The organism is Kamptonema formosum PCC 6407 (assembly GCF_000332155.1).
Taxonomy (GTDB): Bacteria; Cyanobacteriota; Cyanobacteriia; order Cyanobacteriales; family Microcoleaceae; genus Kamptonema; species Kamptonema formosum.
The window spans coordinates 229966-248074 of record NZ_KB235904.1 but is presented as its reverse complement, the minus strand read 5'-3'; the positions used below and the strand labels follow the sequence as shown (position 1 = coordinate 248074).

Annotated in this window: 14 protein-coding genes, 1 tRNA gene and 1 pseudogene; 10 read left to right on the top strand and 6 right to left on the bottom strand. The window is 42.4% G+C overall.

What is annotated here, in order from left to right; translation table 11 throughout:
* The first annotated feature begins 57 nt into the window (after positions 1-57).
* A complete protein-coding gene (locus OSCIL6407_RS0118030) occupies positions 58-585 on the top strand; it encodes a hypothetical protein (protein ID WP_007352961.1) in 528 nt (175 codons plus the stop codon).
* A gap of 137 nt (positions 586-722) precedes the next feature.
* Here the strand turns inward: OSCIL6407_RS0118030 and OSCIL6407_RS0118025 are convergent, their stop codons facing one another.
* Positions 723-2027 (bottom strand): hypothetical protein, encoded by a 1305-nt coding sequence (locus OSCIL6407_RS0118025; RefSeq protein ID WP_007352962.1) that lies wholly within the window; start codon positions 2025-2027, stop codon positions 723-725.
* A 90-nt stretch (positions 2028-2117) separates the two neighbouring features.
* On the opposite strand from OSCIL6407_RS0118025, the gene OSCIL6407_RS0118020 reads away from it, so the two are divergent.
* The 7 genes and pseudogenes from OSCIL6407_RS0118020 to OSCIL6407_RS30900 all read left to right on the top strand — a co-directional run bounded on the left by OSCIL6407_RS0118020 (position 2118) and on the right by OSCIL6407_RS30900 (position 10669).
* Complete coding sequence (locus OSCIL6407_RS0118020; protein ID WP_007352963.1) at positions 2118-3062, top strand: hypothetical protein; 945 nt, start codon at positions 2118-2120, stop codon at positions 3060-3062.
* 1 nt (position 3063) lies between these two features.
* Positions 3064-4053 carry a pentapeptide repeat-containing protein gene (locus OSCIL6407_RS0118015; protein ID WP_007352964.1) on the top strand — a complete coding sequence of 330 codons (990 nt, stop codon included), beginning with the start codon at positions 3064-3066 and terminating at the stop codon, positions 4051-4053.
* A gap of 113 nt (positions 4054-4166) precedes the next feature.
* On the top strand, positions 4167-4688 hold the full coding sequence (locus OSCIL6407_RS0118010) for a photosystem I assembly protein Ycf3 (protein ID WP_007352965.1): 522 nt from the start codon (positions 4167-4169) through the stop codon (positions 4686-4688).
* Positions 4689-4878: 190 nt separating this feature from the next.
* A complete protein-coding gene (gene gatC, locus OSCIL6407_RS0118005) occupies positions 4879-5172 on the top strand; it encodes an Asp-tRNA(Asn)/Glu-tRNA(Gln) amidotransferase subunit GatC (protein WP_007352966.1) in 294 nt (97 codons plus the stop codon).
* A 39-nt stretch (positions 5173-5211) separates the two neighbouring features.
* Positions 5212-8238 (top strand): HEAT repeat domain-containing protein, encoded by a 3027-nt coding sequence (locus OSCIL6407_RS0118000; protein ID WP_007352967.1) that lies wholly within the window; start codon positions 5212-5214, stop codon positions 8236-8238.
* Between the two features lie 27 nt (positions 8239-8265).
* Positions 8266-8670 (top strand): hypothetical protein, encoded by a 405-nt coding sequence (locus OSCIL6407_RS0117995; RefSeq protein WP_007352968.1) that lies wholly within the window; start codon positions 8266-8268, stop codon positions 8668-8670.
* 335 nt (positions 8671-9005) lie between these two features.
* A pseudogene (locus OSCIL6407_RS30900) lies at positions 9006-10669 on the top strand (IS1634 family transposase).
* 188 nt (positions 10670-10857) lie between these two features.
* Here the strand turns inward: OSCIL6407_RS30900 and OSCIL6407_RS31865 are convergent.
* From OSCIL6407_RS31865 to OSCIL6407_RS0117970, 4 genes are all read right to left on the bottom strand, one after another.
* Positions 10858-12468: a trypsin-like peptidase domain-containing protein gene (locus OSCIL6407_RS31865; protein ID WP_051045177.1), complete on the bottom strand. Its 1611-nt coding sequence runs from the start codon at positions 12466-12468 to the stop codon at positions 10858-10860.
* A gap of 52 nt (positions 12469-12520) precedes the next feature.
* Positions 12521-13291: a S1 family peptidase gene (locus tag OSCIL6407_RS30890; RefSeq protein ID WP_007356078.1), complete on the bottom strand. Its 771-nt coding sequence runs from the start codon at positions 13289-13291 to the stop codon at positions 12521-12523.
* Between the two features lie 30 nt (positions 13292-13321).
* On the bottom strand, positions 13322-13870 hold the full coding sequence (locus OSCIL6407_RS0117975) for a COP23 domain-containing protein (RefSeq protein ID WP_007356079.1): 549 nt from the start codon (positions 13868-13870) through the stop codon (positions 13322-13324).
* A 437-nt stretch (positions 13871-14307) separates the two neighbouring features.
* Positions 14308-14379, bottom strand: a tRNA-Val gene (locus OSCIL6407_RS0117970).
* Between the two features lie 109 nt (positions 14380-14488).
* On the opposite strand from OSCIL6407_RS0117970, the gene OSCIL6407_RS0117965 reads away from it, so the two are divergent.
* The gene (locus OSCIL6407_RS0117965; protein ID WP_007356081.1) at positions 14489-15079 is read left to right on the top strand and encodes a metal-binding protein; all 591 of its coding nucleotides are present in this window, start codon (positions 14489-14491) and stop codon (positions 15077-15079) included.
* A 9-nt stretch (positions 15080-15088) separates the two neighbouring features.
* Positions 15089-15934 (top strand): nucleoside triphosphate pyrophosphohydrolase, encoded by an 846-nt coding sequence (gene mazG / locus OSCIL6407_RS0117960; protein ID WP_007356082.1) that lies wholly within the window; start codon positions 15089-15091, stop codon positions 15932-15934.
* A gap of 240 nt (positions 15935-16174) precedes the next feature.
* Here the strand turns inward: mazG and bicA are convergent, their stop codons facing one another.
* Complete coding sequence (gene bicA, locus OSCIL6407_RS0117955; RefSeq protein ID WP_007356083.1) at positions 16175-17824, bottom strand: bicarbonate transporter BicA; 1650 nt, start codon at positions 17822-17824, stop codon at positions 16175-16177.
* Between the last annotated feature and the right edge of the window lie 285 nt (positions 17825-18109).

Genomic DNA, 18109 nt, shown 5'->3' with positions numbered 1-18109 from the left:
ATGTTTCCAGTGCATAAGTTCGTCTTTGTATATCGCTAAACTCAGCCAAAATTACAAATGAAGCGCATTAACGATCCAAAAATTGCATCCGATGCTGCAAAGTCTGAATCTACTTCAGTGGAAGATTTAGTTCTCCTTGCCTCATCACAGCACATTTTTGTTCGTGAAGCTGTTGCTGAAAATCCCCATACTCCTGCTAGTGCATTACAAGCTTTATTTCCCTCTACATTTGAAACAGAGGATAATATTCGTATTGCATTAGCAGTCGTTAAAAATCCCGTATATGGTGCTGAGTTTCTTCTCACCGCTGCTTCTCTAATACGAAGTAATCTTTCATGGTTTGAGCCTCGAAACTTTTATCCAATTCTGCTGATTGAAGCAATTGCCTCACATTCCCAAGTAACAATTAATGAGATATCTCCATTACTCGATCCCACTTGCATACCACGCCACATCCGCAAGCGGATTGCGCGAGTTGCTGTGCAGGAGGAACTTCTCATCAGATTATCTAAAGACCCAGCAGAAACAGTTCGCTCCCAAGCCATCAAACGTCTTGCAATGCTGAAGATAGAGAACAATGAATAATTGGTAATTGATAACAGACAATCCCACTTTATAATTCCCAACAGAGAAAAGCTGATTGTAAGAACGTAATTTGGTTGAACGACAGCATAACCCAAATATTTGTTAACAGTTAACCGTTAACAGTTAACCGTTAACATTTAACTATCTGATTGATTTAGCCGCCGCTGCCATTCTGCATCTAACTTTGCTGATTGTTCTGATTCCTGTTCGAGCAAATCCGTCTCAGTTGTGTAAGCCAAATCCTGACCAGAAATCACATTTTCGACGGCAAACTGACGAGCATAATTAAGCTTCTGCTTTAAAGTAGGATTGGGTTTATTTAAAATAGCGGCCCGTTGTTGCCGCTCTTGATTTCGAGCTTCTATTTGGCTATTTCGCCATTTAATCCAGAAGTAGCGAATTAAAGGTATTGTTAAAAAAGCCGCGCCATAGACCAGCAGAATTGGGTAAATAGCTTGGACAAAGATAATCAATCCACCTAGCTTAGCAACTATAGGGCTACTAGCTAATAGCTGACCCAAAATTAATGCACCGCCTAAATTCGCTATTCCTAACCCTGATGCCAGCAGAATTTGACCCGAACTAGCTTCACTGAATCGCCAGAGTAATTCTCGCAAATATGATGCCACTGGTTGAGGATGATTCTGAGCTGCTGTAGTTTGTAATTCTGGGAAATGATAGACTATTTCCCCTTCGGGACTGACCTCTGGGCGACCGTCAAATCGAGCCAAAGCAGGCAACATATATTCTTCATATTCTACAGCATATCCTTTACCAAATTGGTCGAGATAAGGTGCAATTTGTTCAGCAGCAATTGCCCCTTGGTTGTTGCGAATTACAGTTGCGATCGCCTGCCAGCGATGCTCATCTAAGTTATAATTAGGATTGCCATCTCCAAAGATAAAAGAGAAAACAGATTCCAGAAAATTCATCTGGTTTTCTTCTCCCGCAGCTTGGCGTGTCCGGCGATAATAAGGGTCTGAGTTCCAGTAAAAGAACCACAACCAATCATTAGACCAAAAATAAGGCATAGCTCCAAATCCGCCGCCTTCTCTGCCACCAGAATTATTGTTATCACTGGAGTTGAGGGCGCTGAGGAGGAGCGTAATAGAAACAAAAATTAGAATCAGGGAAGCCAGCAATAATAAACCAAAAGAAATGCGAATTAAATAAAATAAAATCCGCCAAACTTTTTGCCACCATTCCTGTACCTGTAACCGGAAAAATTTATTGCGTAAAATATCGCGAAAATTTTGGGGAAAAGAGTAAGCAATTTCCCCTGATTCTGCAACTTGTAAATTGCCGCCAGCATCCGAAGCGAGGGCTAATAGTTCTCTTCGAGCGAAATTGACATCTAATCCAGCTTTGGCCGCTACGTCGCCAACGGTAACGCGGTAGCCCAGTTGCTCGACGGCTTGCATAATGTTGGGATTCAAAGCCATGCGTTTCATTCTAGATAAAAGTTCCGGGATAATTTCATTATAAAATTATTAGTTGAAATAATCAGGGCAGCCGAGGTAGAACCAACCGAAATGACACGACAGCCTCACGACCAATTTGCCAAACAATATTTAGAAGAGCTCCTCACACCATTCGGAACCGTAGAAATCAGTCGCGAAGTACCCGGAGAAGTCCGTCAAATCGATCTCTGGTTTGCCCCCGCTCCCGATCGCGCTGCCGATCGCCAAAGGTTAGGATTACTGGGTCAACTTACCTTAAATCCTTGCCTGCTCGAACCTTTCCGCAATCAACCCAGCAAAACAGAAATACGCAAATGTATCCTCAAGCTATTTTCTCTCCAAGCTCAATTGCAGAGGCGATCGCGACGGGAAGACGACTCCCTACCCGAAACAGAACTTCCGCACTTATGGATTCTGACCACCTCCGCTTCCGCCGCCTTGGTGGACAGTTTTGGAGCTAAAATAGACTCTAACAATTGGCCTCAAGGCGTGTACTTGACAGCCGAAGCCTTCAAAACCGGGATCGTGGCAATTAACCAACTGCCGCCAACACCCGAAACTCTATGGCTGAGAATTCTAGGAAGAGGCGCAACTCAAGAGCAAGCAATCAACGAACTGATCTCACTGCCTCAAGGAAACCCCTTACGCAGCAACGTTCTAGAACTGCTATATGTCTGGCGTATCAACTTAGAAAGTAAGGAGAATTTAACTCAACAGGAGCAGGAGTTAATCATGCAATTATCACCAGCTTATCTGCAATGGCGCGAAGATACCTTACGGGAAGGAATGCAGCAAGGAATGCAGCAAGGAATGCAGCAAGGAATGCAGCAAGGAATCCGGGCTGAACGCCGCGCTACCATAGAGAATCTGCTCAGAGTCCGATTTGGCTCCTTAGATGAGGAACTTTCGGCTGTAATTGAGCCCATGCTTGAGTTACTACCAGAAGAGTTTGCCCAACTGCTGCTTCAAACCTCCCGTGACGAATTGTTAGCCCGGTTTAGAAATAACCAAAATTGAGATGAAATACAAAACTTTAGCCGCGATCGCACTCTTAGCATCTCTATTGCTAACAACACACGCAAAAGCCGCAGACCCCAACCACTACAGAAGGTTAATCGACACTAGGGAATGTCCCGGATGCGACCTCCGAGGGATATCCTTAGCAGGAATTGACCTCAGTCGCACCAACCTCATAGGTGCAGACCTCCGGGGTGCCAATCTCAGAAGAGCTTACCTAGAAGATGCTGACTTGCTAGGAGCTGACCTGCGGGGAGCTATCCTAGAGGGAGCTTCCTTAGTCAAAGCCGATCTCAGCGCCGCCAACCTAGCAGGTGCGAACTTTTACGGGGCGAACCTCCAAAAGGCACGGTTGGCCTACGCCGCTCCCGGCCGCTTGGAAGCTCACAACTTCGATCGCCGCAAACCCAACCACACCAATTTACAAAATGCCGACTTGCGTTATGCCAACTTACAAGGTGCTGACTTGCGGGGGGCAAATCTTTATAAAACCAACCTCACTACCACCAACCTCACTGAGGCAAACCTTTTATATGCCAATCTTCAGCAAGCTGATTTGAGAGGAACCAACCTTCAGGGGGCTTATTTGGTCAGAAGCCACTTACAGAGAGCCAACCTCAGCGGTGCAGATTTAAGCGGGGCGGATCTCGGTGGTGCTTATTTGACGGAAGCTAACCTCACCAGAGCTAATCTGATCGGCGCGAAACTGAATTTAATTGACTTGGACAAGCCTAGTTGCATTAATGTCTGCGAAGTTTATCCTACACAATTACAAGGAGCGATCCTATCTCAAGCCAGCTTAATCGGTGCAGATTTGACCGGGGCAAATTTGTCAGGTGCAGACTTGCGCGGTGCTGACCTGCGGAGTGCTAATCTCGATGGGGCCGTACTCACAAATGCCGATCTGAGTTTTGCCGCTTTAGCGGGCACTAGCTTGAGCGGTACGGATCTCAAGGGGGCAACTCTGACAAATGGCATGAGACAGTTTTAGCAGAGTTCGTTCTTTAGTAACGTCAATTGGGGTTAAATTATTAAGAATGGGAAGCAAAAACTTCCGCAGATCGGATAATCAGAGTCACTACCTCCAAACTCCATCTTTAAAATATGCCTAGAACTCAACGCAACGATAACTTTATCGATAAAAGCTTTACGGTAATGGCAGACATCCTTCTCAAGCTTCTGCCTACTAATAAAAGAGCGAAAGAAGCTTTTGCTTATTACCGCGATGGTATGTCTGCTCAAGCAGATGGAGAATATGCCGAAGCGCTGGATAACTATAATGAAGCTCTGACTCTAGAGGATGACCCTTACGATCGCGGCTATATTCTCTATAATATGGGACTAATCCACGCTAGTAATGGCGAACACGATCGAGCTTTGGGTTATTACGCTCAGGCGATCGATCTCAATCCCCGGATGCCGCAAGCACTGAATAATATTGCTGTAATTTACCATTACAAAGGGGAAAGAGAAAAAGAAGCTGGCAACGAAGAAGCAGCAGAAGAGTTGTTTGACAAGGCTGCTGAATACTGGAAGGAAGCGATCAGACTTGCGCCCAATAATTACATTGAAGTGCAAAATTGGCTCAAAACTTCTGGGCGATCGCAGATTGATGTATACTTCTAAATCTTGTTAGTGGTTGGTTGTTAGTTGTTAGTTGTCTGTTGTTATATTCGACTTGGCGGTTGAAACCGCTACTACACAAGCAAAGTCCGCCTGCGCGGACTGAAAAAAAAGAGGGCATTTAAGCCGGATTTAGTATAACAACTAACCACCAACCACTAACCACTAACAACTAACTACTAACAAATTAGACATGAAAATTGATAACGAACAAGTGCGTAAGGTTGCTCATCTAGCGAGATTGGAACTAACGCAGGCAGAAGAAGAGCAATTTACGACTCAATTGAGTAGTATGTTGGAGTATTTCGAGCAGTTGAGCGAATTAGATACAAGTGATGTTCCACCTACGACAAGAGCGATCGATGTTAGTAATGTGACGCGAGCGGATGACTTGGAACCCTTTGCTAATCGAGAAGCAATTTTAGCGGCTGCACCAGAGCAAGATGGTGACTTTTTCAGAGTGCCTAAGATTATTAGTGAAGATTGATTCCGAGTGAATCAAAATTAAAAGTATTATCACTTTTACATGATTGCCTCTAGCGAGTTTCAGCGCTATCTACAAGAAATCTGTCGCCGCTACGAGAAATGGTGGACGGTCGATTCGTTGACCGAAACGATCGAGGATCGACAGGCCACCTTCTCATTTAAGCAGATTGTGCAAACTGAGGAGAAAAGACAAGAGGAACAGAAAGAGGAGAAAAAGCCAGAGGAACAGAAAAAGGAAAAGAAAGAGACACAAATAGTCTCACTACCAATATTTCAAGGAATCCAGAATTACATTGAATCTGAGCATATTTTGCTGGTAGGTTCCCCTGGTGTCGGCAAATCAACCGCGCTTTTACATTATTTGGTCAGCTTTGCAAAGAAAGAACTTGAGAAACCAGAACCTCGAATTCCTGTGCTGGTTCCTTTGAAAAGGTATAAAGTCAGTTTTTCTAGCTCTGAAGATCCTTCAGGAATGTTGACTCTGATTAGAAATGCACTTAAACCACAACTTCGACTAACAATTTCAGAAGTTGAAGAACTATTGTTTCAGAAACGGCTGATTCTACTCTTAGATGGCTTGAACGAGATGCCAGCAGACACAGTTCGTACAGAACTGAAAACATTTCGTGAGGAGTGCGATCGGATTAAGATTCCACTCATCTGCACAACACGAGAGCTAGGAAACGGCGATCTAGGTATTAAAAGACGATTGCAAGTACAGCCTCTTGGTTCTATAGAAATCAATCGCTTTTTGCAAGAATGTATGCCTGGTCAAGCGCAACAGGTGTTGCAATTATTGAGCCGAGACAACCGAGAGTTAAGCCGCACACCATTTGTTTTGTGGATGCTGTATCAATTGTTTCAGAAGACCGATACTGTTGTAGATACTTTGGGACAAGCATTCCGTCAATTTTTTCAGGCTTTCAGAAAATACAAGGAAGGCGCACCCGTTTCTGATGAGCGTCGTAAAGCTTGGAATCCTTGGCTAAAACATCTGGCGTTTACAATGCTGAACTCTCCAGAGCCAAATGATCCTGGTTTGATCATCTTTGATGAGCCAGCAGAAAAAGTCCTTGCTGAAGAGTTTGGTGATCTTTATAGTACTCCATCCCGGATTGAAGAGTTGGTTAAGTATCACGTTTTGGAAAGAGTTTCTGATAGGGAAGTTAGTTTTCAGCATCAACTAATCCAGGAATACTATGCGGCGGAATGGCTAGCGCTACGGTTGGAAAAATTGAGTGATGAGAAACTGCAATATTACTACTTGAATTATCTAAAGTGGACGGAACCGCTAGCAATGGCGATCTCGTTTGTGGAGTCTGAGGCATTAGCAGTGCGGATGGTGAAACTGGCACTGGAGGTAGATTTGTATTTGGGAGCAAGGTTAGCTGGGGAAGCTACCCTATCTCTACAACAAGCTACTGTAAACATCATTCTTCAAAAAAGTTTCCAGCCATCGCTTATAATCTGGCTTTTAGAACAAACTCAGTCGCAGAATGCCTTACCCTTCCTGTTTAATATTCAGAAAAATGGATGTTCTGATACTCGTTGGCGTGCTACACGAGCATTAGGGAACTTTGCAAATGTTGAAGTTTTAAAGTGTTTGATTGAGGCTTTAAAAGATAAGGATTCTTGGGTTCGTCAGAAAGCAGTGGAGTCATTGGGAAAATTAGGTGATTCAGAAGCCACACCAAACCTTTGTCAACTGCTAGATGATGAATATTTTTTAGTGCGTAGTTTTGTTATAGATGTTTTAGGAAAATTAGAAGGAAGAGCCGCGATTGATTGTTTGAAGAGTGCGCTCAAGCATGACGATTATACTGTAAAAACTAAGGCGGCTGAATTTCTAGGACAGCGCGTTCCTCAAGAAGTAATTGCATTACTGAATGAAGAGTTTAATAATGGCAATGCCGATACCAAAAGAGATACTCTACAGCTTCTGGGTGAAACAAAGAATGCCGCAGCTATTCCTATCTTGATCGGTGCTTTATCAGAGAGTGATTGGATCGTTCGCTCAAACGCCGTTTCTGCAATAGGTCATTTAGTAATCTGGCTAGATTCCGATGTGTTAGAGGATGGTGTAACGGCTCTTATCCATCTCTTGCAAAGCGATCCAGAAATCTCTGTTCGTTCTAGTGTGGCACTTTATTTAGGAGTAATGGGGAACATACGAGCAGTACCAGTTCTCATTGAGGCTTTATTTAAAGATGACCAGATTGTGCGTTCTTCTGCTGCTAATGCTTTGGGGAGACTTCAGGATCGTTCAGCTATTAACGCACTTATTCGCTCCCTACAAGATAAGGATTATGTTCGTAAAGAAGAAGTTATTAGATCGTTACGCATCCTGAATGCAGTAGAATCATTACCTGACCTAAGAAAATTGTTGCAAAGTAAAGCAATTAAGGTTCGGCAGGAAGTAATATTCAGTCTTGGATTTTTAGGTGACTCTAAAGACCTACCCAATTTGTACAAAGCTTTGAAGGACAAAGAATTCTCTATCCGTCTCTATGCAGCTTACTCATTAAGTAAATTTAACAATCGCAAAGGGATACTTATTTTAGAAGATGCCCTAAAAACGGGAAATAAAGATGCTCGCAAACTGGCGCTTGGTGGACTGCAAAAATTTCAAGGAAAAGTTGGTTTATCCAGTATTATTTCAACAGCGTTCAAAGATGATGAACACTCTATCCGAAAGGAGGCAATTGACTTTCTACAAGATTTTAAAGAGAGTCAAGAGGTAGTCGATCAACTCAAGAATGCTCTTGAAAGCCTAAATGAAGATATTTGTAGAAATGCAATAGATGCTGCTAAGATATTAGGTAATGCTAAAGTCTTATCACGTTTGAGAAAACTTGCAGAAACAATTATAGTTGTTGAAAGACCTTTGGAGGCGATCGCTTCCATCCAGTCACGTTCTGGCTTCTACAACTATGACATCGCCCAAGTTTCTCCGCTAAAAATACAAGAAAAATTTGAAAAAAGAGGTACCCCAACCAGTTACCATTTCCCCAATGCTGAGAAAGTTCAAATTTTTGAAAAAGTCGAAAACTTCATCGACCACAACTAATCCAAAGAATAAACAGGAGAATTAGCTATGTCAGAAGCCTCTAAATATAACTTTCCCAAAGCTAAGAAGGTTCAAGTCTTTGAGCAAGTTGATACCTACATCGAACACAATTATGCACAGGAATTGGACTTTGCTGAAGCTTTAGATCAGCTAAGGCAAGTTTTAGAAGAATTACACAATAAATCTTCGACTCCTACTGACTCAACTGAGCCAGAAGCCTCTAACCCTGAAATTATTGAGGCAGAGTTTGAGGAAATAAAATGTAATGAACCCGAACGTTTTCAGAGTTTGATGGATTTGCTTAGCATCGTATTTTCGGGAGGGACTGAAGCTATCAAAGCGTTTTATCCTTTAGCAGGTATTCCGATTGAAGTTGGGCGAAAGTTATATGAAATTTACACCAGAAATCCAAAACGATTGCCCAAAATGTAATAGCATTAGTTTCCATATCCCTATCCTAACAATTCCATCAACGATCGCAAGAGAAATAATGAGAGTATTGCAGCGATTGAATATATTTAATTTTTAATTGAGAGAGTAGGGTTACGCTGCGCTTCACCCTACCTACATATTACATACACTTAACCACCCGCCGCTTGGTTTTGCCACCTTCTAGCAAAATCATCTAACCCACATTCCGCAGATATTTAAGTTGCGTTAATAGAGGATAGATTCGGAATAAATAACGCCTAAAGTGATTGCTATGCAATCATTTTAGGCTTTTTTAGGATATAATAACTTCCACAACTAACCCAACTCTAAAAACTATGAAAAAGCCCTCAGAAGCGATAAATATCGTAAATTTAGACCATTTAGGAATAGTAGCAGGAATAATAGATGAGATGGAATTGGTAGAAGAAGTCAACAAAAAAGTGGGATTAAGAACCAAAGAAACCCTCAGTCCAGGACAAGTAATGAAAGCGATGATTTTGAACGGATTGGGTTTTTTGAGCGCTCCAATATACCTATTCGACACATTTTTTGTAGGAAAAGCAACAGAACATCTAATTGGAGAAGGAGTAACGCCTGAACAATTAAACGATGACAGGATAGGAAGAGCATTAGACAAATATTATCAAGCTGGGACGACAAAATTATTCACAGCAATTGCCTTGAAAGCAGCGATGAAATTTCAAGTAGAAATGAAAAGCGTTCACCTAGACAGCAGTTCAATATCAGTAGAAGGAGAATACAAAAGCTGTCAGAAAGAAGGTCAAGTAATTGAAGCAGAATCCTTAGAGAGAGAAGATGAAATGAAAGCCATAAAAATCGTACATGGATACTCAAGGGATAGAAGACCAGACCTGAAACAATTTATCATAGACACAATCGTAACTGGAGATGGAGACGTACCATTGTATCTCAAAATAGATGACGGAAACGCCGACGATAAAAGTGTATTTGTAGAAAGACTGAAAGAATTTAAAAATCAGTGGACATTTGACGGTATATGTGTAGCAGACAGTGCCTTATACACAGCTCCTAATTTGTCAGCGATGGCAGGAATGAAATGGATAACCAGAGTACCATTAAGTATCAAAGAAGCTCAAAATAAAATCTGGGATATAGAAGATAATGCCTGGGAGCCAAATCAAATAAAGGGGTATAAAATAGCAGCGATATCAAGTGATTATGCTAACATCAAGCAAAGATGGCTAGTGATAGAGAGTGAAGTCAGAAAACAAGCAGCCATTAAAAAATATCCGAGCACGTAGCGAAACAGTTAGAATTAGCCAAAGCCTCATTGCGTAAGATATTCAAACAAGAGTTTGCTTGTATTGCCGATGCAGATATGGCAATAAAACGGTTATCAGAGTCTTGGAAATATCACCAGCTTGTCGAAATTGAATACCGAGAAAAGCCCGTAAAAAAACGAAAATACAAGCCGAAAATAGAGAGCCAGACCAAGACAATAGTTTATCAAGTTACAGGTAAAATAGAAACCCAAAAATCAGTAATAGAAGCGGAAAAAGTCAAAGCTGGGAGATTTATATTAGCCACGAATATCTTAGACACAAAATCCGTGAGTAATCAACAGGTATTATCGGAATACAAAGCGCAGCAAAGTAACGAGAGAGGATTTAGATTTATCAAAGATCCGTTATTTTTTACGTCAAGCGTATTTGTGAAAAAGCCGGAGCGAGTGGAAGCAATTGGAATGATAATGGGACTGTGCTTGTTAGTGTATAACCTAGCTCAAAGAAAATTGAGACAACAATTAGAAGTCACCAATGAGGGGGTAAAAAATCAAGTGAAGAAATTAACCAATAAGCCGACAATGCGCTGGATATTTCAGATGTTTCAGGCGGTGCATTTAGTGACTATAAATGGAGAGAAGCAAGTCAGCAATTTAACCCCAGACCGTCAAGTTGTATTAAAGCATTTAGGGCAGTATTGCTGTCAATACTATTTAATATTTTCAAGTGGATGATGATTGGTATTAAGGTATAAATATTTGTAAATAATCCTCATTTATGAGTCAAGATAATTTGCTCTTGGCATGAGTTGACTTGGTTGAAAAGATGAGTTGAAGTGATAAAATAGCGACATGAATATATTAGAAAAAGTTAATTCTTTCAACTTACTTAATCTAGGTAAATTTTACAGGCTCCTGTAACGCTAAAACCCCATAAGTTCAATCCAAAAGCATATTGGCTCCCAGCTTTCACAACTAATAAAAAAATCCCAGCCACATCTGCGGAATGTGGGATCTAACTGTTCCTGACTAACTTGCTGCTGCAACCATTCTAAAGCCTGATTTTGGTGAGGATGCTTCCCAGTTCTGTCATAAAACTTACAAGCATCCGTTAAATTAATCGGTCGTCTTTGAGCTTTGTCAACAAGTCGGCTACGCCACTTATCAGCAAATTCTAATAGTATTTCTTGGGAAAATTGACCTTGCAGCCACTCTAAAGCTTGACTTTGTTGCGGAGATTGATCGTAAGCACTGCAAAAGCTAACTAAATTGAAATTAGCCCCCAATTGAAGAGATGATGTTCCCTGCTGTTGAGCTGACTGAGAATTTTGTTGAGGCAAATTGCTTGCACTTCTAAGCTCAGTTCCCGCACCACAACTCAGGCGACCTTCCAGGTAGGTTGGATATGGTGGGCGACTTCTTATTGGCTCGATTGTTTGGCAGATAATTGATACCGTGACCGGATTATTCAGATCGGCATTTTGCTCTAAAAACACGCCTCCTACATAACTTCTTAAGTTCGGACTGCGAGGAATGGCATAATGAATCATGCCTCTAGCAACGCTATTGGTGAGGATGGCAAAATCATAATCAGAAGGGGGCTGAATTTTAAATGTCCGCTCTAGTAATTTCGGATCGCTAGTAAAATTGCGGTTACTTTTTAGGTAAGTTGCTTGACCATGAAGCATTTTACTAAGTGCAGATTCGGCGGGAGATTCCGGGGTATTTCTGGATACCTCAATTTGTGGAGTAGGTGATGGAGAAGCAGAAATTTGAGGCTCAATAGATGGTGAAGGTGAAGGCGTAGGTATAACTGTAGGTGCGGGTGTTGGCTTTAGAGTTGGTGAGGGCGTAGTTGACGGTTCTGGATTAGGACGCTGCGTCAACAACTTATCAATGGGTATCGCTTGAGTCCCGACTATGTTTATAGTTTCGCGAACAATAACACTCTCAGCTTTTCCGTGAATTCCGATCAGCTTGCCATCCTCGTTGAACACTGGGCCGCCGCTCATTCCAGGTAGAGGATCTCCTTTATACGAGATATCATAACCATCACTAGAATTTTGCGCTCGACGAGTAATGGGTGCAGGAAAAAAACGAAAATCACGGGTAGTAACAGACTCGTTGCTGGGATAGCCAGCATAGTAGATTGTCATGCCCTCTTTGAGCAAGTTCGGATCGCCTCTCTGGGCAACTTGGTAGTTTTTCTTGCTAGTAAACTGCAATTGCGCTAAATCTACATTGGCTATTTGAGTGCTGCGGAGGACTTCATATTTTTGACCGTCTATAGTTTGGATCGCATAACTTCCAGCCTTAGCGATCACATGATGCGCTGTCACGACGGTATAAGTATCGCCTTGCCTATCAACAATTACCCCAGAACCCTTGCCGTCTTCGCCGCCAATAATTACTGTCACCTGCTTGGCGATATCAGCAATTTCTTCTGGCTTTAAGGCCGCAGCTATTTGTTGAAACTGCACTAGAGCGATCGCGCTCCCCATCAAAACAGCCGATAATCTGTACGGAAAAGTCATCTGCTTCACTGCCTCAGCACTGCCGAAATTCTACTAAAAAATGCGATCGCGGCTAATTCGCCGTCGCTGCGGAGAAAACCAAGGGTTCAAAGGTCGCCACTGGAATGCCCCAACTATATTGGCTCATTTTCTCTCGATCCGAGTCGCTCGGCTCTGAGCCATCTTGAAACAGATATGGGTCGCCCCAAATTGGATGGGCGTGTACGCCGTTAATCCCTACTAATTCGCCAGCGCGATTGAGCAGGGGGCCTCCGCTCATGCCTTTTTCAACTTCATTAGTGTACCCGATTTGGTACCCACCTTCTAATGCTTTGTCTAGCACCCACTTTACTTGCCCTGACTTGATTACAAAACCATCTTTAAACCCTTGGGCAGAAAATGGAAACCCGGCAGCAACTACATGAGTTTCTGCTGTGGGTGTTGTTCCCAGTTGGGCAACTGGATAATCTGTGTCGGCAGCTACAAATTGCAATAGACCTAAATCATTTCCCTGTAGAGACTTGGCTGGAGAAATCTTTGTAGCTTCGTAGATTTTTCCGTCTGGTGTCAGAATTTGATAGGGGGGATTCCCAGCTTTGAGTACGTGGTCGTTAGTCAGAACCGTATAAACTGAATCTCGTTTATACATCAAAATCCCTGAACCTAACGCTTCTCCTGAAATCACTTTCACAGTGATTGACCGCGCCCGCTGATTTAACTGCGGGGCGGAGAGTTGAATTGGCGGTTGGCCAATTAAAGCTTTAATCTGCGATACCTGTGTTGGCAATGCTATTGATAGACTGCCAACACAGACAACTAGCAGCAATGTGCGCCAATTCACCATCACTATTTCCCTGCGATTCGATCGAAAACACTACCAGTTTATCTGATCGACTATGGCATCTACGTCAACGGAGGCATCACCATTTTGATCGTAGGTGAGTCTTACCGCTTTGTCGTCGTCTGGACTTAGGTAAATGGGGGTCGCAGATGCGCCGGCGCGAGTATTAAGTAGGCGATCGAGCACTGTGTTAGCATTAGTTCCGGCTGGCAGGGTAATCAGCACTGTATTGTTAGAACAAGAACTGCTTCTAGTGCTGGCAGCGCAGATGACTGGTTGACCGCTAACTTTTCCAGCTTTCAGGTGTTTTAGCTGACCGCTGCTGTTAAACCGCTCAAATCTGCTGGAAATTTCTTTGCAACGACGTTCTGGAGTCCAACCTGAAGCGGTGAAATCTTCGTTAATCCAGATCACCATAGTCATCGGGCCTCTGACGGTGCGGACAACAGTGGCTGGACGACCCTGGCTCATGCCGCAGAAGAATTGGCGCTGGGTTTGAGCTTGGCTGGGTTGTGGTAGTGCTGCTGTGCCGATCGCGATCGCGGCTGCAACTATTGAGCCTAAAGATTTAAGTTTTATCAAGATATTCTCCTTGACCTTTTTAAGTCGTGAGTTATATTTTCTGAAATACAGTCAGTAGAATGCACCTTATGTATATATAGAAAATATTCCTCAGTGTTTGTCAAGCAAATTATCGAATTATTTTTTGGAGCTGATAAAAATAGTATTTTTTAGTACATCTTATCCAAAACTTCACAAACCTTCTCCGCACGTATAAATGCCATGTATCAAAAATCACTTCGCTTTCTGCTCAAACTCTGAAATCACTTTTATTACACTTTTAATAGTTAACAGCTAGCTGTAGTAGCAATAGGTTTATGTTAATTAGTAGTATTAAAACTATTTGTAGTAATAACTTTACTAATTATCTTTATTTAGGAAAAAATAAAATCGTTACTACAAATATAAAAGTTCGTAGTAACGACTTTACTCGTTAGATAATTCAGACTATGAATGTATGGGCGGTACAGGATTTGAACCTGTAACATCCTGCGTGTAAGGCAGGCGCTCTACCGTTGAGCTAACCGCCCGATTTAACTAACTAAACTTTATCATAGCAGACTGTAAAATCAAAAAGCAATCACCAAGGGCAAATTTTCCCTAGAAAATTCCCGTTCCCTCCCCAAACCCTTATCCTCCATGCCTTCTGGTCGCACCCACGATAGCATCACGCTCTGGAGCTTGCCCTTTGTGGCGGGTCTGACTTTTGGGCAGACTCAGAACGGCAACCTAACTCTACTGGTTTCTGGTGGTTTCTTATTCGGCGGTCTGATGTTCGGCCCCGACTTAGATATCTACTCCTGCCAGTATCAACGCTGGGGGTGGCTGCGGTGGCTGTGGCTACCATACCAAAAAAGTCTCCGTCACCGCTCTTTGCTGTCTCACGGCCCTCTGATCGGCACTGCGTTACGAATATTGTACCTGGCTACTTGGGTCGCGGTCTTAGGAATCGTCGGCATCCAAGTGGCTAAGTTCTTTTGGGGTTTACAGTGGAATTGGGATGAATTTGTCAGGCTGATGTTGCGATCGCTCTCCGAAAATTATACCGAGTGCTTCGCCCTTTACATCGGACTCGAATTAGGGGCAATGTCCCATTCTTTAAGCGATTGGAGCGGTTCGGCTTACAAACGCTTCAAAAAGCAAGGATTGAGTGGGTTGCTACCTCCCTCTACTAAAACAAAGAAACGCAAGCGTAAGCCTCCTAGTCGTATTACCAAATCTAAATTCTAAAATATCAGTATGTCTAATTCTACTACACCCAATGCTACTGCATTAACAGCAATCCAACAATTAATAGAAGTTGTGGCAAAATTGCGATCGCCTGATGGTGGTTGTCCTTGGGATTTAGCACAAACTCCCGAAAGTTTAACTCCCTATGTGATTGAAGAAGCTTATGAAGTTGTAGATGCAATTCGGAGCGGCGATCCCAAAGCAATTGCGGAAGAATTAGGGGATTTATTATTACAAGTCATTCTTCAAGCTCAAATTGCCAGCGAGTCAAATCAATTCTCTCTCACCGAAATCGCCAACGGCATCACTGAAAAATTAATTAGAAGGCATCCTCACGTTTTTGGGGATGTGCAAGTGAATAGCGTTGATGAAGTTCACCAAAACTGGGAACAAATCAAAGCAACAGAAAAAGGAGAAACCTTAGAAAATACTTCTTTATCATCAAAACTCAGTCGAATTGCCCGAATTTTACCACCAATTTCTGCAACGATGAAAATTTCTAGAAAAGCTGCCGCTGTCGGTTTTGAGTGGGAGAATGTTGAGGGAGTTTGGGATAAATTCAGGGAAGAAATCGCAGAATTTCAATATGCGATTGAACATGAAGATAAATCTCGCCAAGAGTCAGAATTAGGCGATATTATGTTTGCGTTAATTAATATTGCTCGGTGGTATGATTTAGATCCTTCAGTAGCTTTGCAGGAAACTAATCATCGCTTTGTTAAGCGATTTAGTCAAGTCGAAGCAGCTTGCGATCGCCCACTTTCAGATTATAGCATTGAAGAATTAGAAAAATTGTGGCAAAAAGCTAAAGCTTTACTTACTCAGCAAAAAATGCAGGGTGTTGGGGAAACATAATAGTAGCAGAGCTATTCTAACTTATTCATCTCACTACCTTACTATGACCTGAAATGAATCAAAAAATTTAATAGTAATACCAAATCCAGGCTTACTACCCCCTTTATTGTCATTGTTCGCTGTGCTCCGCAATCGCCTAGTCTCTGCGATTGCGGAGCACAGCGAACAATGACGGATTATTACTAATAAAGGGATGACTAACCCGGATTTGGTATTACTATCTATCAGCCTTTTCCGCTGCTAGATATTAGCAAGCAAAACCGCTTTCTGAAGAGCCTCTGTACGATTTTCCAGAAAGTTATCCACACCAACAATCTGAGTAATACCAAAATTGTCTAGGCGTTGCTTCACTTTGCTAGTTGCACCTACGATCAAGATTTTGCGACCTTGGTCTATGGTATCTTTAATGGCATTTTCTATTGCCAAAGATGCCGTTACTCCCATCATTGGTACATCACTAATATCCATAACCACAACATCGCAATTGTTGATGGCATTGTGTTCGCGGGAAATTGCTTTCGAGACTCCAAAAATCATCGGGCCACTCAGGTAAAATAACAGTACCCGTCCCTTGGCTAGATCCAATAACTGCTTTTCTTCAGAGGTAATGAGAATAGTATCATCGGTATCGCTAATCACCTTCACTTCTTTAGAACGCAACTCGCTCAGACTATCAATTGTTAAGATATTGGCAATGAATACTCCAACCCCAACAGCGACAATCAAATCAACAAATACGGTTAGTAACAAAACTCCATACATAATGATGGAACCCTTGACTGAAACTTTATGCGAACGCTTCAAAAAGCTCCAATCTAAAATGTCAATCCCCACCTTTAAGGCAATTCCTGCTAAAACTGCCATCGGAATTGGTTCAGTGAGTCTAGCCGCACCCAAAACTACAACTAATAGCACCAAAGCACGAGTTATCCCAGATAAGGCTGTTTTTGCACCAGTCTGAATATTTACTACCGTGCCCATTGTCGCCCCTGCACCGGGTAAACCGCCACAGATTCCTGAAACCAGATTGGCAATTCCTTGACCAATTAACTCCTTATTAGAATTGTGCTCTGTACGAGTCAAACTGTCAGCAATTACTGCCGTTAACAGTGTATCAATACAGCCCAACATTCCTAACATCAAACCATCTACAAAAATAGTAGTGGTCTGTGTTGGTGTAAAAGTTGGCAGTTGCAAAGTTGGTAATCCGACGGGAATTTCCCCAATCCGGCGAATATCTGCATCTCCAAATACCGTCAATGAGACAACCGTCCCCACAATTAGAGCTACTAATTGTGGTGGGACGTAGCGTTTGATTTGTTTGGGCATTAAGAAGATAATTGCTATCGTCATCAGCCCTAAAAGTGTCTCAATGGGATTGATATTAGCGAACAATTGAGGGAAATTTTGTAATATTCCCAACACGCCACCTTTGGGGGTAGCTTGTCCCAAGAATGGGGCAATTTGTAGGATAATTAAAATTACCCCAATCCCTGACATAAAGCCAGAAATTACGCTGTAGGGCATCAACGTAATATATTTACCTAAGCGAAAAACTCCAAAAATAATTTGGAAAATTCCCGCTAACATTACGCTGGTAAAAGCCATTGCCAAGCCCGTTTTTGGATCGCTAGCAGCAATTAGAGAACTAACAATCGCAGTCATCACCACTGTCATTGGGCCAGTGGGTTCAGAAATTAGGGTAGGTGTCCCACCAAAAAGTGCAGCAAAGAAACCAACACAAACCGCACCATAAAGACCCGCCACAGGGCCAACACCAGAAGCAACCCCGAAGGCGAGAGCTAAGGGTAAAGAAACAATGGCAGCAGTGACACCACCAAAGATATCACCTTGAAGATTTCGGAAATGAATCTTATTGGTAATTTGCATCTTCTACAACTAAAAAGTAGTGAGTCTAGACAATTTATAGCAGTGAGAGATAGCGGGTTTGACTTGAATAAGTACAGAATTGCTAATTGCTAATTGCTAATTGCTAATTTACTAAGTAGTCGGACATAAAGAAACGTAGCCATGTCATTGCAAGTCAAGCGCAGCACGTCAAGCGCAGCGCAGTTGCGAACCTAGTGAAGCAAACTAATCTGAAGAACGAAGCAAACAGAAGCTATTCACTAGCGCTTTGAGATTGCTTCGCTAGGTTCGCAAAGACATTCTTTA